Source organism: Labrys okinawensis (assembly GCF_047345005.1).
GTDB lineage: Bacteria > Pseudomonadota > Alphaproteobacteria > Rhizobiales > Labraceae > Labrys > Labrys okinawensis.
The window spans coordinates 186,639-211,161 of record NZ_CP178864.1 but is presented as its reverse complement, the minus strand read 5'-3'; the positions used below and the strand labels follow the sequence as shown (position 1 = coordinate 211,161).

At 59.7% G+C, this 24,523-nt stretch carries 25 protein-coding genes and 1 pseudogene; 16 read left to right on the top strand and 10 right to left on the bottom strand.

The features are described 5' to 3' along the window. The first annotated feature begins 54 nt into the window (after positions 1–54). Both ACMDCR_RS01070 and ACMDCR_RS01065 read left to right on the top strand, forming a co-directional pair. Positions 55–1,056: a zinc-binding alcohol dehydrogenase family protein gene (locus ACMDCR_RS01070; protein ID WP_413990749.1), complete on the top strand. Its 1,002-nt coding sequence runs from the start codon at positions 55–57 to the stop codon at positions 1,054–1,056. 334 nt (positions 1,057–1,390) lie between these two features. Next, positions 1,391–1,636, top strand: a complete 246-nt coding sequence (locus ACMDCR_RS01065) for an enolase C-terminal domain-like protein (RefSeq protein WP_413990748.1) — start codon at positions 1,391–1,393, stop codon at positions 1,634–1,636. A 260-nt stretch (positions 1,637–1,896) separates the two neighbouring features. Here ACMDCR_RS01065 and ACMDCR_RS01060 read toward each other — a convergent pair whose 3' ends face one another. The 7 genes and pseudogenes from ACMDCR_RS01060 to ACMDCR_RS01030 form a co-directional block, all read right to left on the bottom strand. Further along, complete coding sequence (locus ACMDCR_RS01060) at positions 1,897–2,136, bottom strand: tautomerase family protein (protein WP_413990747.1); 240 nt, start codon at positions 2,134–2,136, stop codon at positions 1,897–1,899. Positions 2,137–2,257: 121 nt separating this feature from the next. Then, positions 2,258–2,860, bottom strand: coding sequence for a YecA family protein (locus ACMDCR_RS01055; RefSeq protein ID WP_413990746.1), 603 nt, complete (start codon positions 2,858–2,860; stop codon positions 2,258–2,260). Then, entirely contained in the window at positions 2,857–4,428 is a 1,572-nt protein-coding gene (tnpC, locus tag ACMDCR_RS01050) for an IS66 family transposase (RefSeq protein WP_413990745.1), read from the bottom strand. Before tnpC ends, ACMDCR_RS01055 begins: the two co-directional genes overlap by 4 nt. Before the next feature lie 50 nt (positions 4,429–4,478). Next, complete coding sequence (gene tnpB, locus ACMDCR_RS01045; RefSeq protein ID WP_018856625.1) at positions 4,479–4,832, bottom strand: IS66 family insertion sequence element accessory protein TnpB; 354 nt, start codon at positions 4,830–4,832, stop codon at positions 4,479–4,481. Continuing rightward, positions 4,829–5,299, bottom strand: coding sequence for an IS66-like element accessory protein TnpA (gene tnpA / locus ACMDCR_RS01040; protein WP_413990744.1), 471 nt, complete (start codon positions 5,297–5,299; stop codon positions 4,829–4,831). Before tnpA ends, tnpB begins: the two co-directional genes overlap by 4 nt. Before the next feature lie 92 nt (positions 5,300–5,391). Next, positions 5,392–6,402, bottom strand: coding sequence for a metallophosphoesterase family protein (locus ACMDCR_RS01035; RefSeq protein WP_413990743.1), 1,011 nt, complete (start codon positions 6,400–6,402; stop codon positions 5,392–5,394). A 24-nt stretch (positions 6,403–6,426) separates the two neighbouring features. After that, positions 6,427–7,515 (bottom strand): annotated as a pseudogene (locus ACMDCR_RS01030) (RHE_PE00001 family protein); the annotation flags it as partial. 165 nt (positions 7,516–7,680) lie between these two features. On the opposite strand from ACMDCR_RS01030, the gene ACMDCR_RS01025 reads away from it, so the two are divergent. Genes ACMDCR_RS01025 through ACMDCR_RS01015 form a run of 3 tightly spaced genes read left to right on the top strand, consistent with a single transcriptional unit; the run spans position 7,681 to position 11,170 of the window. After that, positions 7,681–9,267: a transposase gene (locus tag ACMDCR_RS01025; protein ID WP_413990742.1), complete on the top strand. Its 1,587-nt coding sequence runs from the start codon at positions 7,681–7,683 to the stop codon at positions 9,265–9,267. A 2-nt stretch (positions 9,268–9,269) separates the two neighbouring features. Then, positions 9,270–10,148, top strand: coding sequence for a TniB family NTP-binding protein (locus ACMDCR_RS01020; RefSeq protein WP_413990741.1), 879 nt, complete (start codon positions 9,270–9,272; stop codon positions 10,146–10,148). Between the two features lie 2 nt (positions 10,149–10,150). Beyond that, positions 10,151–11,170 carry a TniQ family protein gene (locus tag ACMDCR_RS01015; RefSeq protein WP_413993796.1) on the top strand — a complete coding sequence of 340 codons (1,020 nt, stop codon included), beginning with the start codon at positions 10,151–10,153 and terminating at the stop codon, positions 11,168–11,170. Between the two features lie 29 nt (positions 11,171–11,199). On the opposite strand, the gene scpB is transcribed toward ACMDCR_RS01015, so the two are convergent. Together scpB and ACMDCR_RS01005 are read right to left on the bottom strand one after the other, a co-directional pair. Further along, positions 11,200–11,892 (bottom strand): SMC-Scp complex subunit ScpB, encoded by a 693-nt coding sequence (gene scpB / locus ACMDCR_RS01010; RefSeq protein WP_413990740.1) that lies wholly within the window; start codon positions 11,890–11,892, stop codon positions 11,200–11,202. 2 nt (positions 11,893–11,894) lie between these two features. After that, complete coding sequence (locus tag ACMDCR_RS01005) at positions 11,895–12,854, bottom strand: DUF1403 family protein (RefSeq protein ID WP_413993795.1); 960 nt, start codon at positions 12,852–12,854, stop codon at positions 11,895–11,897. Positions 12,855–12,980: 126 nt separating this feature from the next. Here ACMDCR_RS01005 and ACMDCR_RS01000 point away from each other — a divergent pair, with 126 nt between their 5' ends. The 10 genes from ACMDCR_RS01000 to repC all read left to right on the top strand — a co-directional run bounded on the left by ACMDCR_RS01000 (position 12,981) and on the right by repC (position 23,018). Then, entirely contained in the window at positions 12,981–14,105 is a 1,125-nt protein-coding gene (locus ACMDCR_RS01000; RefSeq protein ID WP_413990739.1) for a tyrosine-type recombinase/integrase, read from the top strand. Positions 14,106–14,223: 118 nt separating this feature from the next. After that, complete coding sequence (locus ACMDCR_RS00995; protein WP_413990738.1) at positions 14,224–14,607, top strand: hypothetical protein; 384 nt, start codon at positions 14,224–14,226, stop codon at positions 14,605–14,607. A 383-nt stretch (positions 14,608–14,990) separates the two neighbouring features. Continuing rightward, entirely contained in the window at positions 14,991–15,281 is a 291-nt protein-coding gene (locus ACMDCR_RS00990) for a type II toxin-antitoxin system Phd/YefM family antitoxin (RefSeq protein WP_413990737.1), read from the top strand. Next, positions 15,278–15,655, top strand: coding sequence for a type II toxin-antitoxin system VapC family toxin (locus tag ACMDCR_RS00985; protein WP_413990736.1), 378 nt, complete (start codon positions 15,278–15,280; stop codon positions 15,653–15,655). Before ACMDCR_RS00990 ends, ACMDCR_RS00985 begins: the two co-directional genes overlap by 4 nt. Positions 15,656–15,667: 12 nt before the next feature. Beyond that, positions 15,668–15,895, top strand: a complete 228-nt coding sequence (locus ACMDCR_RS00980; RefSeq protein ID WP_413990735.1) for a prevent-host-death family protein — start codon at positions 15,668–15,670, stop codon at positions 15,893–15,895. Positions 15,896–15,937: 42 nt separating this feature from the next. After that, on the top strand, positions 15,938–16,225 hold the full coding sequence (locus tag ACMDCR_RS00975; protein ID WP_413990734.1) for a hypothetical protein: 288 nt from the start codon (positions 15,938–15,940) through the stop codon (positions 16,223–16,225). Next, positions 16,225–17,385, top strand: a complete 1,161-nt coding sequence (locus ACMDCR_RS00970) for a tyrosine-type recombinase/integrase (protein ID WP_413990733.1) — start codon at positions 16,225–16,227, stop codon at positions 17,383–17,385. The genes ACMDCR_RS00975 and ACMDCR_RS00970 overlap by 1 nt, the downstream gene beginning before the upstream one ends. A 1,932-nt stretch (positions 17,386–19,317) precedes the next feature. After that, positions 19,318–20,532, top strand: coding sequence for a plasmid partitioning protein RepA (gene repA / locus ACMDCR_RS00965; protein WP_413990732.1), 1,215 nt, complete (start codon positions 19,318–19,320; stop codon positions 20,530–20,532). After that, complete coding sequence (gene repB, locus ACMDCR_RS00960) at positions 20,529–21,545, top strand: plasmid partitioning protein RepB (RefSeq protein ID WP_413990731.1); 1,017 nt, start codon at positions 20,529–20,531, stop codon at positions 21,543–21,545. The genes repA and repB overlap by 4 nt, the downstream gene beginning before the upstream one ends. Before the next feature lie 180 nt (positions 21,546–21,725). Beyond that, positions 21,726–23,018, top strand: coding sequence for a plasmid replication protein RepC (gene repC, locus ACMDCR_RS00955; protein WP_413990730.1), 1,293 nt, complete (start codon positions 21,726–21,728; stop codon positions 23,016–23,018). Here repC and ACMDCR_RS00950 read toward each other — a convergent pair. After that, the gene (locus ACMDCR_RS00950; RefSeq protein WP_413993794.1) at positions 23,011–23,493 is read right to left on the bottom strand and encodes a ProQ/FINO family protein; all 483 of its coding nucleotides are present in this window, start codon (positions 23,491–23,493) and stop codon (positions 23,011–23,013) included. The genes repC and ACMDCR_RS00950 overlap by 8 nt on opposite strands. 631 nt (positions 23,494–24,124) lie before the next feature. Here ACMDCR_RS00950 and ACMDCR_RS00945 point away from each other — a divergent pair. Next, positions 24,125–24,373: a hypothetical protein gene (locus ACMDCR_RS00945; protein WP_413990729.1), complete on the top strand. Its 249-nt coding sequence runs from the start codon at positions 24,125–24,127 to the stop codon at positions 24,371–24,373. The last annotated feature ends 150 nt before the right edge of the window (positions 24,374–24,523 follow it).

The following is a 24,523-nucleotide window of genomic DNA, read 5'->3' as shown; positions in this document are numbered from 1 at the left end:
GGGTTCGCGTACACTGCCCTGTCGTCAGCCACATTGCTTGTTTAGAGATGCCCAATGAAAGCCATCGGTTATACCGCACCAGGACCTGCGGAGGTCCTGGTTGAAGTCGAAGTCAATGATCCCGTCCCTGGCCCCCGCGATCTAATCGTAGACATAAAGGCCGTGTCGGTGAACCCCGTGGACGCCAAGATCAGAGCAAAAGCCGAACCAGAAAGCGCTCACCCAAAGATCATCGGATACGATGCAGCGGGAGTTGTCGTGGCAACAGGCCCGAACGTAACGCTTTTCAAGGTGGGTGATGAGGTCTTCTATTCGGGCAGCATCAACCGCCAAGGCAGCAACGCCGAGCTACAGGCAGTTGACGAGAGGATCGTCGGCCGAAAACCCAAGACCCTGTCGTTCCCAGATGCCGCCGCCCTACCACTGACGGCTCTGACTGCGTGGGAGCTGCTTTTCGACAGGCTTCGGGTACCTTATGGCGTCAAATCCGCCGGCGGCTCCATTCTAGTTATCAACGGAGCTGGTGGCGTAGGATCAATTCTCATCCAACTGGCGAATCGTCTAACCGGTTTAACCATCATCGCTACCGCATCGCGGCCGGAGACGGTGGAATGGGTTACCAACCTTGGAGCAGACTATGTGGTCAATCACCACGAGCCCCTCGACCAAGCGATCCGCGGTATCGGCATTGATAGCGTGAACTATGTTGCAGGTCTGACCGGCACGGACAAGCACCTAAACGAGATCATCGAGGTCATCGCGCCGCAGGGCTCCCTGTCTTTGATCGACGACATTAAGCTCGACATCGGAGCATGCAAGCCAAAGAGTATCTCCGTCACCTGGGAGATGGTTTTCACGCGGCCGTTGTTCGAAACAACTGACATGATAGCGCAACACCGTATCCTCAACGAAGTCGCGGATCTCGTTGACGCTGGGGTTCTGCGTACGACGGCCACACAGAATTTGGGCCTTGTGACTCCCGCGAACCTAAGGAAGGCGCATCAGCTTATCGAAACAGGCAAGACGATAGGGAAAATCGTTCTTGGCCGAGAGTAGGTGGCTACTAGGGTTTCGTGGAAACGCGCCCGCCGGCCACACGTCCACATTTCTCTAACGTCGGTACTGCTGTCCCGCCTGGCAGATCTCACCCGGAACAGCATTCCCGGGCGCTGTTCCGCTTTCCCCGGGTGGGACGCATGCCAAGGTGACAACGCGCACGAAGGCGAGTGTCGAGGCAGGGAACCCGGAAACGATCATCGTAGCGGACTCGAATGGCGGCTGGTCCCTAGCAGCTGCGAATCTTGCCTTGCAGGGGCTGGAGGGTTAGCCGTCTACGTCGAGCAACCCTGCCGTTCGACGGCCGATTGTATTGGCTCACCGAGGCTCGTCCGTGCCGCTGGTACTCGACGAGTCTATCGTCAACCACGATGAAGTAATTAGGGCTAAATACGAAGCGAACGCAGTTTCAGTGAACCTGAAGTTCGGAAAGCTAGGAGGACTAACGAATCTGGTCAAGGCACGTGACCTGCTCCAAGAACTCAACCTCGCCGTTTCGGTGGAAGATATGTGGCGCGGTGACATCATCACGGCGGCGACTTCTCACATCGCCGCATCAACAGGCCAGAATCGCTTATGATGACGCCATTCTTCAACGACTGGACCGACGGACACCTCGCAAACTACTCCCCTCGCTCATCCGGTGGTTGGGGATCCGCGCCCAAGGGTCCTGGATTAGGTATCGAAGTCGACACTTCGCACCTGGGGACCCCTTGTTCACGGTCGGTGCGCGATAGACATCGCGAGCGAAGTGCTTCAGCACGACCCAGTGAAAATGCCCGGCGCGTCAGCGCCGGGCACAGTTGGCGGGGAACGTGGCCAGTCCCCGCTGGGAAACCCCTACAATTCGCCAGTCAGGAACTGCGCGCGACCCAATCCAAACGACCAATCGGCATCGGTATTCTCGACGAAGGAAACCATGATGTCGGAGGGAGAAATCCCACATCTCGTCGACAGGTCTTCGACAAGGTTTGCGTAGAAGGCCTTCTTTCGCTCGGTCGATCGCGGTCGGGAAATAACCTCGATTAAGACGAAACGATCGGAACGCGGGATTCCGAGGCCTGTATCCTCAGCTATCATCGTGGTCGCCGCATGCTGCGTTAGGATTTGATAGCGATCGCGCTCCGGAACCTCGAACGACCGGACGTATCCGTTGCGAGCACCCCACAGGCATGGGCGTGACGCCGATCCTCAACCTGGACTAAGCGTCGTTGGCGGGAGCGCCTGGGTTGAAGCGCATCGGCTTGCAACGCGCGTAAATGCTCTCGACCGCGAATGGGAGCGTACGCCAGGCGTCTTTAAGGATGGCCTCAGTCGGCTTGGGAAACGCCGTCGAGATCGTTTCGATCAGATCGGGCTTTGTGCATTGAATGAGGATGCCCATGATTGGTTCGCCGGTCTGCTTTTGAGCGAACAGCGGTGCCCAACCTTCTAGGTTCAGGCTAATGGCGCCGAAGAACCCGTCGGCCCAGTCGCCCGCAAGCACTTCGCCCTCGTCAGTCCGCATTAACATCGGCGCATAGCGGCCGGGCGCCGTCAGTTGATGGGCTATGAGGTTGTAATGATCGACGATCGTATCGATCACCGCCTGGATCTTGTTGCCGATGAGCGCTTTTTTCTCGTGATCGCCGATGACATGGAACATCCAATCATTGGGCAGCAGGAAGACCGGGCCAGCCGCCAAACCGGTCAGGAAGCCATTCATCATCGAGACGCCGCCACAAGGCGGCACCGGCTCAGCCTTGTCGAACCAGGCTTCCAGCTGCTCGAGGGTCAGAAGTTTCGCACGCCTGGGTCGTTTCACGCTGCTACCGCCATATTCACTTTGGCATGTTCTTGTTTCCAATGCCAAGGCAGGCAACGCTCCAAGGAGGTCGACTTTATCTCGCCCGACACGATGCGTTCAAGCACGTCGTTGAGCCACGTATAGGGATCGAGGCCGTTCAACTTTGCTGTGGTCAGCAACGAACCCAAAATGGCCCACGTCTCGGCGCCGCCATCACTGCCGGCGAACAGACTGTTGACGCGTCCAAGCGCAATACTTCTCATATTGCGCTCGACGGTATTGGAATCGACCTCAAGCCTGCCGTCATCCAGGAATAGGGTTAGCCCAGACCAGAGCCCCAGAGTGTACTTGATGGCGGATGCGACCGGGTCTTTGGCGGATATATTCTTGAGCGTATCCATCAGCAACGTTTTGAGATCAGCCATCAGGCCTTTGGTTTGCGTCTGACGGACCGACAGGCGATGCTCGGCGCTCGTGCCGCGGATTCTGGCTTCAATCGCATAGATCTCGGCCAGGCGCTCGATCACCGCTTTGGCCAGCTCGGATTTGTACTTCTTATAGACATCCACAAACTTGCGACGCGCGTGAGCCAGACAATAGGCGAGTTTAATCGTTCCGGCTTTACGACCGGGCCGGGTCAAACTCTTATAAGCTTTATACGCATCGACTTGCAGGAGCCCGTTGTAGCTGGCCAGTTGCGACTGGATTTCCGCCTTGCCTCGACCTTGGGCAAAGACATAGGCAACCGCGGGATACGCGGGACCGTTCCATGGTCGATCGTCCACCGCGTGCGCCCAGAATTGACAGACCTTGGCTCGTTTCCGGCCTTTTTTCAGGACAGGCATGCGGGTCTCGTCCACAAACACCCGGTTATGGCTGTGAATGTAAGCCAAGAGCTTGTCGTAGAGCGTTTTCAGCCACCAGGCTGACCGTTTCACCCAACCGCAAAGCGTCGATGTGTCCAAACGGACGCCCTGTCCTTTCAGCATCTGGACCTGGCGGTTGAGTGGCAGGTACCAGGCATATCGCCATACGACCACATTGCTGATCATCGCCGTCGTCGCCAAGCCGCCCTCGAACAAACGCGGTTTCGCTTTGGCTTGAACAATGCCGGTTTCACAAGTCCGGCAGGCATACTTCGGTCGCACGGTGCGCAGAACATAAAGCGTGGCCGGCCGTGACGCGAGGGCCTCGCTTTCTTCTTCACCAATGCGATGGAGTCGCCCCTGGCAGCAGGCACATTCCAAGGATGATGGCTCAATCACCTCAACGACGCGTTCAAGATGTTCAGGGAGGGCACCGAGGTTGCGGCGAGGTTGAGATTTGGAGCTTGCTTGGCGCGGCGCCTGAGCCGGCTTTGGCTCATCGTTGGCCGCACCCACCGCAACGTCAAGCTCCGCGTCCCCCAGATCGAGACGGATCTGCCCTTCAAGAACCGTAATGGACTTTTCGGACTTCTGCCCAAAAGGCTGCGCGTTGGCCGCCTTCAACATGCCCTTCAGACGCTCGATTTCAGCGTCTCTTTCCAGGACCATGCAGACCAGAATGTCCGGGTCCCGAGGCAAGTGTTGGCCACGGTTGAGCATGACCAAGCACTACCGCACAACAGCTAAAATGTCCATGGATTACAATAAGATCACGCTATTTTTGTAGGGCGCTTCACGGGCTTCTGCTCGACCTTTGTCCAGTCCAGACCATCTAATAAAAGCGCCATCTCGCTTGCGCTGAGATGAACGGCCCCATCACGAACGGCAGGCCAGGTAAAGTGACGATCTTCCAAAACCTTGGTCAACAACACCATGCCACTGCCATCCCAAGCCACCATCTTCAAACGATCGTTGCGCTTGCTGCGGAAGATATACACGTCGCCCGAATAAGGGTTCGCGCCAAGCGCGGTCGACACCAGCGCCGCCAGACCGTTTATGCCTTTCCTAAAATCGACCGGCTTGGAAGCAATCAGGATCCGTAAATCCGATCGAAGCGTGATCAAGCCGAACCCCGTATCGCGCTGAACACCGTCCGCAACGTACGCTCATCAACGCCGCCTTCGATAACGACACAAGCACCGTTCATCTCAACTCGAACGGTCAGCGTCTTCCCGAGAGATGGTTGAGGCTGTTCGTCGCCAACCTTCACGATCGGCACGAAACGCATCTCCTCCGCATCCGATAAGCTCTCGCGGGCGCAGCGCCGCCAGTAGTGCAACAGGCCTTGGCTGACGCCGTATTGACGCGCGACCGCAGAGATATTGGCGCCGGGCACAAAACTCGCCGCAGTGATCCTTGCCTTGTCCTCCGGGCTCCATCGACGGCGGCGATCTCCGCCAATGATAACCTCGACACGACGCGGACCCGATCGAGCCCGCTCTGCAGCACCTTGCGCATAGTGCTGATGACTGTCATCAGCACTATGCGATACAGCCTTCTCCTCGCCGTCGAATGGCCCCAGATCCATCATTCCCACCTCTCAATCTCGAAGGATGGGATTATGCGCGAACTGAAATTCAATAAAATGTGGGGCGCTCGCAATGCTTACCCTTGATTTGCTCCTCAGTCCATCCGCTGTAGATGTTGAATTTGACCAGTGGCATGTCGAAACCTCTCTTTGAATTCGCTGATCCGTGGGTAGCTCGAAGTCGCAGCCTCAAAGGAAGGCCCGGGAAATGCTGGGAGATGTTCATGTCCACTCATGAGGACCCGAGCTCTCGCATTTAGGTATTTTTCGGCTATAGCACTGTCTTTGAACCACGGAAGTGGATGGTGAACCATGACAATGTCCTCATGGTCATCGCTGCGCGGTACTACATACTGGTTCTGTCCCAGATACATCGTTTCTAACTTATCAGACAAATCGGATATTAGAACGGAACACAGACCGATGATCCTGATATCTTTCCCACCTCCAAGACTATAGGACTTGATTGTTATCGGCTGGCCGACACTCTTGAAGTCGCTACCGTAGGCACCTGCAAAGCTCCGGTAGTCGGTCAGCTTTTGCATAAGCGGGTGATTATCACTATCCGCCACCGAGTTCAGATATGCTTGGATGTCCTCAACGGACATTTTTCTTAGCATCCCCTGAAAGAGCTTAGCCTGATCGTCGAGTGTTTGAAGATCGACGTCGTGGTTCCCCGGGATCACCTGCACTTGCTTTCGATCGCATTTAATGACGGACGCCAGTTCATCTAGCCATTCAACAGCACGTTTGAATTCGGCTTCCTTACCCGCATAGGCGACGTCGCCCGTAAGTAGAATGCCTGTTGCGGGCTCGACGATATAGCCGTCTGCTATCATACGTCTGCAATCGCGCAACAATTCGCGCCGCACATCGTCGTTAATAGGGCCCGTACCGTGTTTTTCCTGACCGAAATGAATGTCCGAAAGATGCACAAAACGCAGAGTCATTTTTTTCTTCCACCAAAAACAGCTGGTCGCAATCAATGCGCGAGTCCGCCCATCAATCTCCATATACTTGCGGTAATACAATATGCTCACGCGCCGATGCACTACTAATTCTGCACGAATAGTTGCTGACCGGATTGCGTGACGGCCTTCAAACACCCACCAGCGCTCATGGATAAGAACTCAAAGCGCCCCCCAAGCCCGAAACCTCCCCCTGCCCGTCATCTCGCGCAAGCCGAGCTCAACCACGATCCGTCGCGCCGCCTGCGGCGTGACGCCGAGCGTCTCGGCCACCATGCCAGCCGAGACTAGCGGCCGCGCCACCACCAGCTCGACTAGCCCCGGCAGTTTCGACGATGTTCGCCGTCCCGCGATCTTCCGCTCCATCATAGTACGGGCCAGCGCCAGCCTGTCATGCTCCTTCAGCCCGATCTCGGCGGCCGCTAGCAAACCATGGGCGATGGCCAGCAACCTTGTGTCGCGATCGCGATGCCGGCGTCGGTCGACCGGAATAGCTTTCAGGCCAACATTGACCGCGACGAGGTGGCCGCCAGTTGAGATGCCACATTGGCGCAGTGACGCCGCGCCGAGCAACCGACCAAGCCAAGGGGCGTGTTGCGACACGGACAGCTCGTTCCAGGCATCGAGGGCGACGATCGCCGCCAATACCGGCGGCAGGCCCTCCGCTGACCGCAGCACGTCACGCCACTCATTGAGCCGCGCGTCCTCGTCCCAGTCGAGATCGTAGACCAGCGCCTTGGTATCGCCGTCGCGACCGCTCGCGGCCGCCCGGCCGGGGCGTTTTGCGTCCCCGATCGCGGCACTAGAGCGGGCGAGCACCGCGTCGATCGCTGCGAACTCGGAGTCCAAGGCGGTGGTGTCGGCCGCACTCTCCCCCTCCCCTCCCACAAGTGGTTCCCCATCACTCCCATCGCCGTCAGTTGCGCCGCCGTCTCCCAATGATGGTCCGGGCCCACGCCCAGCCTGCGCCCGGCGAAGGCTCCGCAGGCCGTCGGGGCTAAGGGCCAAGGCGGGCGACTGGCTGGAGATGCGCCGGCGGGATCGCAACACGTCGCGGGCGATGGTGAGTTCGTGGGTTGGGGCGCGGACGTCGGCGCCGGCGTCATGGAGCACGAGATCCTCGAGATGCACGAGCTCGCCGTCGAGCCAGAGCGAGGCGCAGGCGTCGGCAAAGTGTTGCCGTTCGAGGAAGCCGGCGCCGACCGGCGAACGGGCGATGCGCTCGTCAAGACGGCAAAGGACTGCTGTGGCTTTTACTTCCGCGTTTCAAATCGGAAATTGTCATACAGGCGTTAGGTTTAGGCGCTAAATTGATGTCGATTTTTCGCTAACGATTTCAATGAAGCGCCCGTGCCAAAGCGATTGGACGACCAAACCTTGCCCACGGCGCGTCCAATTTCGGACGAGCAGTGGTCGATGGCCAGGCGCATCGCCCGCGAACTGGACAAGATCCTCGATGGCGGCGGTCCGAGACAGGCCGCCGTCGAACGCGCCGCGGCCGAGCTGCGGCTGACCACGCGGCAAATCTACAATCTCCTTGCGCGCTATCGCGCCGATCGCACGGTGACCGCCTTGCTGCCTCGCACCGCCGCCGGTCGGCGCAAGCGGCTGCCGGAACAGGTCGAGGAGATTATTGCGGTCACGCTTCGCGAGAAGTGGCTGACGCTCGAGCCGACCGCACTTGCTCCCGTGGTCGACGAGATCCGCGCACGCTGCGAGGAAGCTGGTGTTGCCGTGCCGTCCTATGTGACCGTCGCCCGGCGCATCCCGATGTTGTTTTCGCCTGAAGAGATCGCGAAGAAGCGCTCGGCCAATCCGAAGCATTTGCTGCGGCTGAAGCCGCGGCCCGGCTATATCCACGCGCCGCTCCCGCTCGCCGTGTGCCAAATCGACCATACGCCGACCGATATCAATTTCGTGGAGGTTGTCGACGCAGCCGGTCTGTTCGTCGGCCGCCCCTATTTGACGGTCATCACCGACGTCGCGACACGATCCATTCTCGGCTTCTGCCTCACCCTGGAGAAACCGTCGGTCCTGTCTGTCGCGCTATGCCTCGCCCAGGCCATGTGTCCGAAAGACACGTGGCTTGCCGCGCGCAATCTCAATCACGCCTGGCCGATGTTCGGTCGACCGCGACTGCTGGTGACGGACTCCGCGAAGGAGTTCAAGGGGCATGCCTTCAAACAAGGCTGTGACGATTACGGCATCCGAATCCGGCCCCGCGATCGTGGCCGTGTCCATCACGGCGGAGTGGTTGAACGACTGTTGGGCAAGGTCAACGCGGTCCTTGCCACCTATCCCGGCTCTTCGGGCCGTTCGGTGGCCCACCGCAACGAATATCCGTCCGAGCGGCGTGCCTGCCTGAGCTTCGCCGACTTGGAGCGCTGCGTTGCGCTGGCCGTGATCGATCACAATCTGCAGGAAAATTCAAAGACCCTGAAGGTTCCGATCACGGAATGGCAACGCACCGCCTCGGCCCTGCCTCGTTTCGACGATGACCCGCAACGGGTGCTGTTGTCGTTCCTGCCGAGGGCGGAAAGGAACTTGTCGCCGCAAGGAACCAGCTTGTTCGCCTTGCACTATTATTCGCCGTGGCTGGGTGTCCTCGTTGCCGAGCGTGACCGGCTCGGAAAGCTCGAGGTGCGATACGATCCCCGCGATATCAGTCATGTCTACATCCGCGACCCCGAGACGCGACTATTCCGGCCGGTCGAGCGACGCGATGGCCAGTTGACGCCGGTGACCCTATGGGAACATGAGGCCGAGCGCACCCGTCGGCGCACAACCAATCAACGCTCAAACGTCGAGAAGGTAGCGGTCCGCCGCGAGATCGCGGCCATCGCGGAGACCGCAAAGGCTTCCAAGCGCCAGTTGCGCGACGCTGTCCGCAGCGCCCATGCCGCTGCGGCGGAAAAGCCTTACGCGGTCATGCAGCCGCCGGCGCCTCCTCCGGCAGAGCATCCCCCGCGCCAGAAGCGCCGGCTGCCGGTGGAGGATTGGTAGCCATGTCGGATCATTTGCTCGAACATGTCCGGCCATATCTCTGCCGTGATCGGGAAGAGCGCATCGCCTATATCCGCGCACCCCGTTGGATCGGACATCATGTCGCCCAGCACAGCCATCGGCGGCTGGCCGAGCTCCTGGAACGCCCCCCGTCTTTGCGAACCCAGGGGCTGATGTTGGTCGGCCCCTACGCCAACGGCAAGACGATGATCGCCGAGCGATTCGCCGTCGAGCACCTAAAAGCCGCACCCGCGCAAAAAGTCTGGATGGTCCAGACACGCGAAGGCGCCGGCCTCGGCCATTTCTATGCCAGCATTCTGCAGGCGTTGCGCGCTCCCGGCGGCGATATGTGGGATGTCGGTCGCAAGGCGGAGCAACTCGACCACTTGCTGGCGAGCCTCAAACCGAAGGTGCTGATTCTCGACGAGTTCCACAATGCGCTGCGGGGCCGTGCCCGCGACGTCGAAGCCGTCTTTGCCTTCCTGCGGCGGATCGGCCGCCAGTACGACATCTCGCCGGTGCTGATCGGCGAGGTGGCCGTCTGCGATTTCATCAACGCCACCAGCGAGATGGCGAGCCGCTTCGACCTGGTCGCGGTCCCGCGCTGGCAGTATGATGAAAACTATCTCATGCTGCTCGACAGTCTCGAGGCCGCATTGCCGCTCGCCAAAACCTCGGATTTGTCGAACGAGCCGTTGGCGCGCCGGATATTCGGCCTATCGGAGGGCTTGATCGGTGAGATCGTCACCATCGTCACCAAGGCAGCTATTGCGGCGATCAGATCCGGAACTGAACGTATCAGCAAAGCCAGCATCGACGAACTGCGCCACGTGCCGGTTTCTAAGCGGCGCAATGGGGCTCTACGCGAGAGCCTTCTGTGACGATGGTCGACGCGTCTGCACCGACGATCAGCATCCGTGAACGATATCGTGACGTGGTTTCCGACCGCTGGCCCGTCACCGTCGTGCCCCAGGCAGACGAGTTGCTGTCGAGCTGGCTACACCGTCTTGCACATGCCAATGGTGTTCCGCCGCGAGCCTTCGCTCGCGTGCTCCGGCGCAATTCGGGGATGTGGTCGCCAGCCCTTGATTTCAGGCTCCCGAGTGACACCGCAAAGCTGCTGAGCGCCAACACCGGTATTGCGCCCGACGAGCTCGCGGCGATGATGTTGCCGCACGCCCTGCCGAGGCAGCTCTTGCTACCGCTTCGCAACGGCGGGCATCGGACCGATTCAACCTGGCTGCAGTTTTGTTCTTACTGTCTCGCCGAGGATGCGCAGCCATATTTTCGGCGGAGATGGCGACTGGCAACCCGGGTTTCATGTTCGAAACATAGCTGTCGATTGCGCGACCGATGTCCGTCCTGCCAAAGCTGCATTGCTGTCTTCGACCAAGCTGAACTGGTGCCGCAACATTACTGTGCTCGCTGTGGCTACGACCTGCGTCGCGCACCGAGAATTGGTATCAGTCCAGCGGCAAGACAGCTCGATCGCTGCATTGACGACATCTGTCGACTGGAAGGGATGAGAGATACGCCATCCAGCCGTTCGCTCATTCGACGTCTTTTGAACCTGCCCGATGGCATCTATTCGACAATGACCCTGACCAGCCTGTCCACGGCGGCGCGGGCGCGCTGCATTGCGTGGGCCGCAAACCGACCAGACGACGGCTGGCTGACGGCCGGCGACGAAACGGCAGCCGCGCAGTGGCGACTTCTGATCCTGGGGTCGAAGAGCCACAGGAGGCTCATCGAGCGTTTTGCGGATTGCCTCGCGAAACGAAGAGAACTCCGGAAACTCCAGGCTAAAGCGATCGTCCAGCCAAAGCCCGTGGAAGTGGCAGCCCTGCTCGGAGCTTATGCGCGGGTTATGGAGCGTGGTCGACGTCATCGATCGAACGCATGAGACAGGCCGAAACATAGCTCTTGGATGAATCAGTCGCCCTCCGATGCATCGCTCTCATGCACCTCCAGTGCATCCCCCTCGAGCGCCTGTCGGCTGAGCAGCCCGGCGTCCTCCAATCGCTCGAGATCGGGCAGGTCACGAAGAGTCTCGAGGCCGAACGCCGACAGGAAATGCTTGGTCGTCACATAGCTGTAGGGCGCGCCGGGTGTGGGGCTGCGCGGGCCGGAGCCGAGGAAGCCGCCGTCGCGCAGGCTGGCGATGGTGTCGCGGCTCACCTCCTTGCCGAACATGGTGGACAGCTCGCCGCGTGTCACCGGCTGCAAATAAGCGATCGCCGCCAACACCGCGGCTTCCTGCTCTGTCAGCAACACCGGGAACGATCGCGTTGGCACCTGCGAGGCGCGGATTGCAGACGCATAAGCCGAACGGCTTCGATGCTGCCAGCCGCCGGCGACCGCGACGATGTCATAGGGACGCGACCGCAGTTCCTCCCGCAGATCATCAATCAAAAGCTCGATGCTGCAGCTTTTTCCGACCACCCGCGCCAGCGTTTCACGCGTGACCGGTTCGGCCGAGGCAAAGATCACCGCCTCGACGCGCAGCATCCATTCGCGCCAGCGCAGCTCCGGCGGCAGATCCTCGAGTTCTCGGTCATAGAGGATTTCATCCCCCGGCCTCGATTTCCTGCCTCGATGTGTCCTGGTTGCCCCCGATCCGGCCATCGTCACAATCCAAAAATCCGGAACGAGGTCCGGCCGGACAGTTCGCGCACCGCGCCAAAACTTTCCAGCCGCTCGAACAACCGCGTCGCCGCCCAGCGCGACAGAGGACTGCCGGGTGCGGCGGCCGCAATCGCATCCTCCTCGAGCAGTTTTTCGATGACGACGCCGGCGCCCTTGGTCCGCAGCTTCGGCGCCGCCGCCAGCAATTTTTCGGCCCGCCGGCCGATGTCGTTGGCCTGCCGCAGGGCCTCGACCGTGGCCGCGACCAACGCCAGGCACACCGCCCGCGCAAAGCCAGGCTCGCCCGGCCGCACCCGTCCGCGGCCGCCGATCGTCTTGAACGCCGCGCCGTAGCGTTCGCCCATCAACAGCGGCACGCCGCACGCCCAGCCGAGCTTTTCCGCCAGCAGCCGATCGGCCAGCCACCAGGCCAGAATTTCGGCGTCGGGGCGGGCGGCTGAGATGCCGCCGACCAGGTCAGCGACGGCAAAGGGCGCTGAGCGGCCCGATTGCAGCGCGACGTCGAAGAGATCGGCAATCTCGCTCAGGCCGTCGCTGCGCTGCCCGATCAGCGCCGCCAGGTCCTGTAAAACCTTGCTGCCGATCGGTCGCGTCTTCGCCGCCAGCTTTTGAAAGGCCAGAACCATCGCTCCGGCCGGGCCTGGATCGTCGCCGGGCGCGGTGAGCAGCACCGCGTCGCGCAAACCCGCTTCGCCCTCGCTCCTGCCGATCAACTGCACCGCCGATTGCGCGCATCGCAGCGCCAGGCGCTGGCGCCAGCAGCCGGCCCAAGCGGGTCCGCTGCGAACGAGATCGTCCAGCGATTTCAGGGCGATGCCGGCGGCGAAGGCCGCATCCGTCTCGCCCAAATCCGGGGCGCGCGGGCTTGCCCAGGTTGGCAGGGGCGGCACGGCCGCCGGCGGAACCGGGGCGAAGAGAGGCGAGCGGGAGCGCGAATCCATGCCGCCGAGCATAATCGAAGCGTGCAGTTTATGCCATATATTTCCCCAAAAACCGCACAGCCCGTCAACAGCATTTTATGTCCGGTAACCTTGCATTACCGGACGTATTCTGATAGGCTCCGAACCATGCAAAATCCCCCGGCAAACACGCCCAAAATCGACGATTCTGCCAATGCAGATCCTTCCGACGGCGTCGATCTCGTCATCGAAACCGGCGCATCACCACCGCCGGCGCGGCTGGAAGCCCTCGTTGCGACCGCGACAGCCTACGCCAACGCCGCCAGTTCCGAAAACACCCGCAGCGCCTATGCCAAAGATTGGCGGCACTTCACCGCCTGGTGCCGTCGGGAGGGCTTCGACCCGATGCCACCGTCCAGCCAGGTGATCGGCCTCTATATCGGCGCCTGTGCCTCGGGCACAGCCTCAGGCAGTGTCATTGGCACCACTGCCGGCGATCGGAAACGCAATGCCCCTCCCCTTTCGGTCGCAACCATCGAGCGGCGTCTGTCCGGCCTGGCCTGGAACTTTACCCAGCGCGGCGCGCCGATAGATCGCTCCGATCGGCATATCGCGACAGTGCTCGCCGGCATTCGCCGCAAGCATGGAAAGCCACCGCGGCAGAAAGAGGCCGTGCTGGGCGAAGACATCAAGGCGATGGTCGATACGCTCGGTCACGATCTGCGCGGTCTGCGCGACCGCGCCATCCTGCTCCTGGGTTTCGCCGGCGGCCTGCGGCGGTCCGAGATCGTCGGTCTCGACATCGTCCGCGACGATCACAGCGACGGCCATGGCTGGATCGAGATTTTTCCCGGCCAGGGCGTGCTGCTGACACTGCGCGGCAAGACCGGCTGGCGCGAGGTCGAGGTCGGCCGCGGCGCCTCCGATCAAACCTGCCCCGTCGTTGCCCTCGAGCGCTGGATCCGCTTTGGCCGCATCGCCAGGGGTCCCCTCTTCCGCCGCATCTTCAAGGATAACAAAACGATCGACGTCGAGCGGCTCTCCGACAAGCATGTCGCCCGCCTGGTCAAGCAGACCGCGCTTGCCGCCGGCGTCCGCGCCGATCTCCCGGAAGCGGAACGGGCCGGGCTGTTCGCCGGCCACTCGCTGCGCGCCGGCCTCGCCTCCTCGGCCGAGATCGAGGAGCGCTACGTGCAGAAACAGCTTGGCCACGCCTCGGCCGAGATGACCCGCCAATATCAGCGGCGCCGCGACCGCTTCCGCACCAACCTCACCAAGGCGTCTGGGCTCTGAAAGCTCTTCAGGGCTTCAATCTCTCTCGACTCGGGACATTGATGCCGACCCGGCGAAGCGCGTGGTTGCCCTGCGCTGATGGCTATACGCCGATAACGCGTTATGATAAATAGCCACTATGGATACCCCCAAACGCCCTCGCGGCCGTCCCCGCAAGCCGAACGCGCTGACCCAAGCGGAAATTCAACGGGCCTACCGCGCCCGGTTGGTCGTTGCCGGCAAAGCGGTTCGCGTTGTGCATGTCGGCGACGTCCCTGAATTCGATCCCGAAACCCATTTCGTCGCCGAGCGCCCTTTTTTTGAGGAGTTGCGGCAGAATTATCATAACGCGATAGTGAAAATAGAGCTCTTGGAAGAGGATCGGCTTAGGCTGGATCAGCGCAACGCATATTTGGAGAGCGAGTTGAAACGCCTGGAGCAGATTCACACGAATGCGCTGAAGGAGATCATCGGCCTGAAGCGGTCTCTTGAGAAAAAGCACGGAGGCTCCTCGATCGCGTGAGCGAACATGTCCGTTGGTGGCGTGGCCGTCACCGTTTTGAAACGCCCTCCCCTATCGGTGGCGTGAAATCGTTAGGTAAAATTCGCGCGTCGGATTTTTGGCTTAGCCCTTCAATTGAAATCGGGAAGTAAAAGCCACAGCCCCGCTTACCCCCGCTTACCACTCATGTTGATTTTCGCGAGATCGTAAGCCATTGAAATCATGGTAAATGATTTCTTAAACGAACTCTATATATCTTTTAAGATTCGCCAGTGGGCATGATTGAGAGTTGGCGTTCTAACTATCGATAAGTATCGCTTATCGGAAGTGAGATGTACAAATAAGTTGTACGTCGTGGGAATTGAGCGTATCGTCGCTTTCCCATCCGTTTTCGAGGCCCGTTCATGCCGCAGACGACCTATAAGATCAGCGAAGCCCGCAAAAATTTCGCCGAGGTGCTCGAACGCGCCAACCAGGGCGAAGAGATCATCATCATGCGCGGCAACGAAGTCTATGCCCGCATCGGTCCGGCCGACGGCGGCAAACGACCGTTCGGGCTGCTGCGTCAGCGCGGCCTGCCCGACGATCTGTTCGACGACGTCGATACCGAACAGGCGGCGATCGACGCCGGCGACTTCAACGACGATGTCGGCGTCTGGCAGGGCACGTCCACCGATCCCAAGAACCACTCATGAAAGTGCTGCTCGACAGTCACGCCGTTTATTGGTGGACGATCGGCAGCGACCGCCTTTCCATAAAGGCACGGTCGCTGATCGAGGACAAGGCCAACACCATCCTCGTCAGCGCCGTCTCCTTCTACGAACTCGACAACAAGATGCGGCTGAAGAAGCTCGACCTGAAACCGCAGGAATTGCGGGCCGCGGTGACAGCCAGCGGCCTGCAGACACTTGCCATCAGCGATCTGCATGCCGAGCTGGCGGCCGCTTTCGATTGGGAGCATCGCGATCCCTGGGACCGGATCCTCGCCGCCCAGGCGCGGCTCGAGCATTGCGCTTTCGTCTCGACCGATCTGGTATTCGATGCAGTGCTGCACGAACGTGTCTGGTAGAGGACGTTGAACATGAAAATCCTGGTTGAGATTGACGAGGTCTCGGAACGGCTCGAGGAATTGATTGACCTGGCGGCACGTCAGAATGAGATCATGATCTGCCGCCACAGGCGGCCGATTGCTGCGCTGACATCGATGGACGAGGTCCTGAGGCTGGCTGTCGAGGGACCCGCCACCGTGCCCGCTGATGCGACCTCCAACCACGATGATCTCTATGACAACCACGGCCTGCCCCGATGAACGTCGTCAATCGCTGCGCTCATGGACGAGGAAGAGGGTGCCATGGATGACCGGGTGAAATTTGCGCTCGAAAAGCTGCTGAACGTCGCCCACGAGGACACCGGCCAAGGCCGGCGTGTCGCCAACTTCCTGCTTGCTTGGTGGAACGCCGACGTGCATGGCGGTTTCGATCTCACCGATCTTGCCAATGTCGATCCGCACATCGGCGAGGACATGGCGACGATCTTCACCTTTCTCGCCCGCGAGGAGGACATCGTTTACCCGTATGACTACCGGAGCGAGATCGAGCAGATCATCGCACGGTGGCGGCCACAGAAGGAGCAGGCCTAATGGTCGCGCGGCCGGGGCAGCCGGCGGTGCAGCCGACGGTCGAGCGCCGCGCAGAACAGCTCGATACGATCGCCGCGGTGCTGCCGATCGACCGCCGCGACAAGCTCGCCGAGTTATTGACCGACCAGGATGTCGAGACACTGCGGCATCTCGTCAACGAAGGCATGGGCGAAAACACGCTGCGCGCGCTGACCTCCGATCTCGCCTATCTGGAAGCCTGGTCGTCAGCCGCAACCGGATCTCCCCTGCCCTGGCCGGCGCCGGAGGCGCTGCTGCTGAAATTCGTGGCGCATCATCTTTGGAATCCGCGCCAGCGCGAGACTGATCCCGAGCACGGTATGCCGGCCGACGTCGAGCACGCGTTGCGGGACGGCGGCTTCCTCAGGTCCACCGGCCCGCATGCGCCGGACACCGTGCGGCGGCGGCTTGCGAACTGGTCGACGCTAACGAGATGGCGCGGCGCTCAAGGTGCTTTCGCTTCCCCTGCCCTGAAATCGGCCGTTCGCCTCGCGGTCCGTGCCGTGCCGCGACAACGCCGTCGTAAGAGCGCCAAGGCGGTGACCGGCGACGTGCTGGCGAAGCTGCTGGCAACCTGCGGCGAACACAGTCTCCGCGATCTGCGCGATCGGGCGATCCTCATGGTCGCCTTCGCATCCGGCGGTCGTCGCCGCAGCGAAGTCGCCGGCCTGCGAAGAGAACAATTGAGGATCGAACCGCCGGTCAAAGGGGACGATGGCACAGCCCTCCCCTCTTTGTCGATTCACCTCGGCCGCACCAAGACCTCCGGCGCCGATCAGGACGAAGTTGTCTATTTGACCGGCCGACCTGTAGTCGCCCTGAACGCCTGGCTGGCGGCCGCCAAGATCGAAAGCGGCAGCGTGTTTCGGGCGATCGATCGCTGGGGCAATGTCAGCCGTCGGGCGCTTGATCCCAAGGCCGTCAATGACATTCTCAAGCAACGCGTAAGGATGGCCGGGCTGGAGCCGGGGGAGTTTTCGGCGCACGGGCTGCGATCCGGGTACCTCACGGAGGCTGCGAACCGAGGCATTCCCCTACCCGAAGCGATGGAGCAGTCGCGGCATCGTTCAGTGCAGCAGGCAACCAGCTACTACAATGATGCGTCCCGGCGTAGCGGTCGAGCCGCTCAACTCCTCAAGTAGACCGGGGCCCAAATCAGCGGTTCAGTACCCCATCAGTTGACGGCATGCGAAATCCCTAGGTGTGGCACTCAAGCGTTGGAGCGCACTACCCTTGCTTTCCTGTTTCGCCCGGGCAGGGCATGCCGAACACATGTTGCCACCCCGAGCATCGTCGGGCCTTCAGAATTGGCCCTTGCCGGTGCCGCATTGCGGATGCCTCCATTCCGACCGCGGCTATGAGTTCCTCATAGGCGACACCTTTGTATGGCTCGAGCTTGCGTAAGAGTCTGAGCCATCGCGCGATTGCCCCCTTTTTCTCAATTCGTAGGACGCTCTAGGCACTCCTTCCGCCGCGGAGATGAACGAAGTAGCGGAAGTATCGGACATGGTGGTCGCCGATGCTACCGATCACAGGAAGATCGAATGTTCAAACGACGGCGATCGGCCACGACAATCTTCTATCCAGCCGGGCATATTTGAGGCTTGCTCAAAGAGGTAATGGCGGGAACGCACCTCGGCCCAAAGACAGCACTTAGCTCAGTCCGCTAGGTGCCCTGCCGCGTAGCTCAAAGCCCGCGGCAGGAGTCCGATCCAAATAGTGTTTCGACCAAGCAACCCGCGTCGATCAGCGATCCGCTTCTGCCTTGTCGCGGGAACATTTTAGCATCACCTTTCGGCGAGGGGCCGCTTCAACTGTCACAATGGAGGAGTCAAAGGAAGTGTCCCGGAGGCGAGTTTGCTGTCAGTTCATGAACGCGCTTAGCACGCCGCATAATCTGTGATGGGGGAGGAGCCCCTCGCAAAGGCCTTGATATGCGTCCGTCCTCCAGTCGCAGTTAGCCGCGGCTAACTGCGACTATGAGCCAGGAATTTGCAAACGCTTGAGCCTGCGCCGTCGGTCCCCCTTTGAGGCTTGAATCGCGGCGGCGATATTTGGGCGTGGGGGCCCTTTCTGCAGTGTCGAACTTGTGGACTGGGTTCCGCCAGAACGTCCACTGCGGAGGACCAGGCTAGTCGTTGACGAAGCGCTTCCTGGTCCGGGCGGGTCGGCGGCAGCCTACCCGATGACCCAGTCGGCCGTTAATCGTACCGGAGAAGCTGCCGCTAGCCATGCGACTACTGGCCTTATTCGATCCGTTCTGAACGCGTGCTGAAGGAGCACCAAAATGCGTCAAGGCCAAAGGATGAGCAGACAGACAGTTCCTTTCCCGTTCCCGCACAATGCCGGCTATAAGTGGCGGCTGCAACGCGGACGCGGCCCCCATGGCGAAAAGCGAACCAACAAGAATCACACTTCGACGAGGCACTCAGCGCTAAAGGAAGGCGACCCTAGGCCGCGAAGCTGTGCTTCGCAGGACCCGCCTTCTGCGAACAACCATTCGCCTGCTTGTCGATGTGCCTGACCGAAGCACCAGGTATCTGGAGCGAGTGGCCCCGTTGCACATGCATGAACCGCGCGAAGGTCAGCCAAGCGATCGCGGTCGCTGACGTGCTCGTCCCTGAACCATGATTGTCGCCGAGCAAGATGGGAAGGAGAGCCGTGACCCGGACCACGCGTGATAGGCCTCCTTCCTCACCGCTGGTACTTAACATTTGGCGCGGCCATCAAAGCTCATCGCAGTGTCACCAGGAGCCCGACTTTGAGTTGTTGCCTGACCGACCGCAGACTGATCGTCACGACCGATCTTCGGGATAGTAGCTGTCTTGGCCTCCTCGAGCCTCGCCGACCTTCGCTCCTGCGGCCAAGAGTCATCATTCCGCGTCGAACCTGTGATACGTGGCTCTAGATTGCCGAGTTAGCCGCGGCTAACTGCGCAAACAGGTCAGGCATATTAACTTTTCGTTAACCAAAAAGCCCTTGCCATCACGAGAGAATCGGGGGCAATAATACAACTGCGGTCAAAACCGAATTCTTCGACCAAAACCGCAGTTAGCTAAATTGGGCGAATCAGCATGACACAGACAGCAGAGAAAATTGTAACGGCGGACACATCCGATCTCAAAGGATTGATTCAGCGCCATTCCTCTGCGCTGTCAATGCAGCTCCAAGCCCATCACGCTACCGTTTTTCCACCGCATTCCGAAAAGGGAATCCGAAACTTTACTCCCGCGGAGACATCCAAGCTCATTGGAATAGGGGAGGGGTACTTGCGCCAAGTCGCCGCCGAAATGCCAAACCTATCCGCGGCGCAAACTGGCGGCCGGCGAAGCTACTCCGTCGAAGACATCCACGAATTGAGGAAGCATCTTGACCAAGGCACGAGGGGAGGGCGCCGCTATCTACCCCATCGCCGCGCTGAAGAGGAACTGCAGGTTATCGCCGTTATGAACTTCAAAGGGGGTTCGGGCAAAACGACAACATCAGCACATCTCGCGCAACACCTCGCTCTTCGTGGGTATCGTGTCCTCGCGATTGACCTCGACCCACAGGCAAGCCTTTCTGCCCTATTCGGCCACCAACCGGAAGTCGATGTCGGTCCGAACGAAACGCTCTACGGCGCCATTCGCTATGACGATCAGCAAAGACCCATCGCAGAAATTGTTCGCGCAACCTATATCCCAGATCTTCACCTGATCCCTGGAAACCTGGAACTCATGGAGTTCGAGCATGACACGCCGCGTGCGCTGATGAAGCGGCAGCCCGGCGACACGCTGTTTTTTGCCCGTATCGGTCAGGCCATTGCACAAGCGCAGAACCTCTATGACGTCGTCGTTATCGACTGCCCGCCCCAGCTCGGCTACCTCACGCTCTCTGCGCTCACGGCGGCCACATCCGTTTTGGTTACGGTCCATCCGCAGATGCTTGATGTAATGTCGATGAACCAATTTCTCGCAATGACCGGAGATCTCCTCGAGGAAATCTCCGCCGCCGGCGCTCGTTCTGACTACAACTGGATGCGCTATCTCGTGACCCGATTTGAACCGAGCGATGGACCACAGAACCAGATGGTTGCGTTCCTACGGTCCATATTCGGTGATCATGTCCTTATTCATCCAATGCTGAAAAGCACTGCCGTCTCCGATGCCGGTCTGACGAATCAAACATTGTATGAAGTTGAGCGCAGCCAATTTACGCGGGCGACCTACGACCGGGCTCTAGAATCGATGAACAACGTCAACGCTGAAATTGAAGGGTTGATCAAAAAGGCGTGGGGTAGGGTCGCATGAGCAGGAAAGACGTTTTCGCCAGTCTTGGCCAGCATGGTGCCGTCGCAGCAGATTCCGCCGAAGTTCGGGTCCAGAAAAACCGCGTGCGGCCGATCCTCGGATCGCCTGAGCTCATTCAAGATACCTCACGTTCACCGGTGGGTGCGATCGGACAGTCACTGAGTGAGGTCAGCGAGCGTAGCCGGCGCGCAGATGACATCGAGAAGCGACTTGCCGAAGGCCATGCGGTTGTTTCCCTGGACACGGCCGATATTGATCCATCGTTCATCCCGGATCGAATGCCAGGAGCGGCGGAAGCCCATGAGCGCCTCGTAAACTCTATCCGAGAACAAGGCCAACAGGTTCCCATTCTGGTCCGCCCACACCCGGACGAGCCGGGCCGGTACCAAGTTGCCTTTGGACATAGACGTCTTCGCGCAATCACTGAACTTGGCACCCGTGTGAACGCGATCGTCCGAGAGTTGACCGATGAGCAGCTCGTTGTGGCGCAGGGCCAAGAGAATAATGAACGGCAGGATCTCACCTATATTGAAAAGGCTCGGTTCGCCGATAAGCTACAGCAACGCTTCTCCCGCGACGTGATCATGTCAGCCATGTCGGTGTACAAAAGCGACCTATCGAACATGTTGTCGGTAGTGGGGCGCATACCCGATGATTTGATTGACTCGATCGGCCCAGCGCCCTCCATCGGTCGCCGCAACTGGATGGAGCTTGCCGAGCTTCTATCGAGCAAGAAGTTGCTGGATCGAGCAATCGCATTCACTGGGGCAGAAGAAGTCCAAAGCCTTCCGTCCGAAGAGCGCTTCAAGGCGCTCCTCGCACATTTGAAGCCTCGTCCTAAGAAGGCGCAGGCGGACATTTGGTCATCTCCCGCTGGCGAACGCCTCGCAAAAGTCACGCACAGCGATGCCAAGGTCGAGATGGTGATTGATCGGAAACAAGCGCCCGATTTCGCTGCTTTCGTCCTCGACAAGCTTCAATCGCTGTTTGAAGAGCATCGCTCAAAAAACTGAGCACCTGAGGTCATCGGAATAAGGAGAAAGCCGCAAAAGAAAAAAGCCCCCGAACGTCGCCGTCACGGAAGCTCTTCTCGATGTTTAGCAGCTAGAGAATCGCACTTCCGGGAATCACTGTCAAGAGTCTAGGCGTCATTCGACGAGCGGATTTCTTTTGCCTTTAGAAAGGTGAAGGAAATGGAGAGTGGAAGTGTGACCACGCCCTTCGGGCGGCGGACGATGTCGCTTGGCCTGTTTGCCAGACAGGTGGCATCCCGCAAGATTGAACCTGGTAAATCCATCGATAAATGGAAACTGTATCGAGCGCTCTGCGAGGCGAAGCCTCTTCTCGGCGTGACGGACCGAGCGCTTGCGGTGCTCAACGCACTTCTCAGCTTCTATCCGCATAACGAATTGTCGGAAGAGCACGGTCTCGTCGTGTTCCCGTCGAATGCCCAACTCTCGCTTCGCGCGCACGGCATGGCCGAGCAAACGATCCGGCGGCATGTGTCTCACCTTGTCGGCGCAGGATTGCTCATCCGTAGGGACAGCCCTAACGGGAAGCGGTACGCACGCAAATCCAGATCCGGTGACATCTACGTCGCCTATGGATTTTCCCTGGCGCCATTGCTGGCCAGATCCGTAGAGATCGAGCAACTCGCCGCCAAGGTCGTTGCTGAACGGCTGCACCTCCAGCATCTACGCGAACGTTGGACGCTCTGCCGCCGAGATGTCGTCAAGCTGGTCGAAACCGCGTTGCAGGAAAAGGCCGAAGGCGACTGGCCTGAGCTTACCCTGGATCTACAGGAGCTAACAGCGAAGCTGCCCCGCGTCCCGACGATCGATCAACTGGAAACCGCGCTCCACGAACTGGAACTGCTTCGCGAGGATGTGGTCAAACAATTGGAATTGCAGCTAAAAAGTAAAAAAGAGAGCGGCAATCCCTGTCAGAATGAGCGGCACATAAAGAATTCACACACCGAATCTCTTACTGAATCTGAACCGTGCTTGGAAAATGATAGGATGGCGACCACGCAAATCGTGCAATCGGCACCGCAATCCGTACCTCAGCGGCGAGATAATCAGCCAAACCGGGAAAATTCAGTCTCGTCGGCGAGGGGAGGGGACCCTCAATCTGGCGAATTGAGATCCTTCCCGCTCGCCCTCGTGTTGCAGGCTTGCCCCCAGATATCAGACTACGCTCCCGGCGGCAGGATCGGGAATTGGCGCGATCTGATGTCGGCCTCAGTCGTCGTTCGGACGATGCTCCAGGTCAGCCCCTCAGCCTATCAGGAGGCCTGCCTGATCATGGGACCCGCAAATGCCGCCGCCGTCATGGCCTGCATTCTCGAGAAAGGAGAGAACATAAACTCAGCCGGCGGCTATCTGCGCGATCTCACCCGGCGCAGCGAGCGTGGCGAGTTCGGGCTAGGACCGATGCTTATGGCTCTGCTGCGCGCCAATGGACAGCAAGAGAGACTGGTCAGTTGAAGGGAGCGGACTTCGTTCCTTTGCCGCCCAGAAGGGACGCACGGATTCGCTGCGTCTTGTCAGGCTGAACTTGGCTTGGACCAGTCGTTTCAACTGACAGGTCTGTGTTTCCCTGTTTCCGGCTGAGTCCCAAGAAGCGCTGTTGGGCGAGCAATCTGTCTTCCGTTGACACAGGTTCGACCGGGCAGCCGTTGATGTCGTGCCTGTACGCGTCGGGCTGAGCGCTCGCAAAATAGTACCGTTTCGAGTGGACAAAAGCCGCAACCGCACGACGGAGCGCAGTAACGGTCACATCCGGTTTGAGTGCGGAGCGAAGCTCCTCAAACAGACCGCGGGCGAAAGGGCGGATCGCATCACCTGTCGAAGCGGGCAGAATGCCAGCTGGCTGTCTGAGCAGGTTGTTGATGGCAGCTGCCTTTTCAACATCTATGGGTATTGCCGCTACGGGGCCGCGGCTGACCGTCCATGACTTCATGTTCATCGTGCCTCTTTGCAATCGGCAGGCAGGTAGGCGTCGATCGTAACAGACTCAAGACGGATACTTCGACAATCGAGCCGCAGCCCCGCCCCGCTTTGGGAGCACTGCAGCACGGGAATAGCTGCAGTGCACAAAATTTGGGTTCCTTATGCCGAATTTCTCGTCCTACTGCACGTAGCTGAAGCACATGGCGGTCTACTCCTCCCAGTACCGCTGCATCAGCTGTTCCCCTCTGGAGGTTATTGACCTTCACACTTCAAAGGGCCGCGGTTTCCGCTGGCCCTCTTTTTTTTTGCCGGCATGGCTTCCAGTCCAATGTCTGGAGGCAACCTGGCAGAGCACCTAAACACGGGCGATCTGCGGCTATCGGCGGTTCCGACCCAGCTCTGCGTTCGTGAAGTTTGCTGCAACCGAGGCACGCCGACGACACCGCGATGAACAGAAGTTCGATGCTTCCCAGCTCCATGAGTGTCAGCCGCGCGCTCCGACGAGGCGCTCGCGAGCCTCATGTGTCATTTGTGTAGCGCGCCGTATTTTAGCCAACCCTCAGCCATGTAGGATTCTACAGTAGCCATCATAGATTCCGCGATGTCTAATCGGAGGACCGCAACCATCGATCGAGGGAGATATGTCGAGCCCACTCATATCACCAGTATTCCTGGCGGAGGATCATCCCGACCTACTCGAAAACACGGATCTGCCGGCAAAGGTCATACGGAAGCTGCGCAATGCCTGCTTCACCCGGCTTAGCGATTTTGACAATTTGTCCGACATCGACTTGCTTCGCGAGCCAGGAATTGGTTTGCGTGACGTCCGGATCGTCCGGGACGCTCGCGCTCGGCAAAAACTCAGCAATGGTGACAACCCTGTTGACTAGCCTCATCTTCGTGCATCGCTCACCCAGATCTAACCAATTTCCTCACTTCCAGGATGGTGGTCGTCCAAGAGCGGGGAATCGAAACTGTATCGGCAACGATAGAACAGCCATTTTCTCGTTGGCGGACTTTCCCCGGGTCGTCTCTTGCAA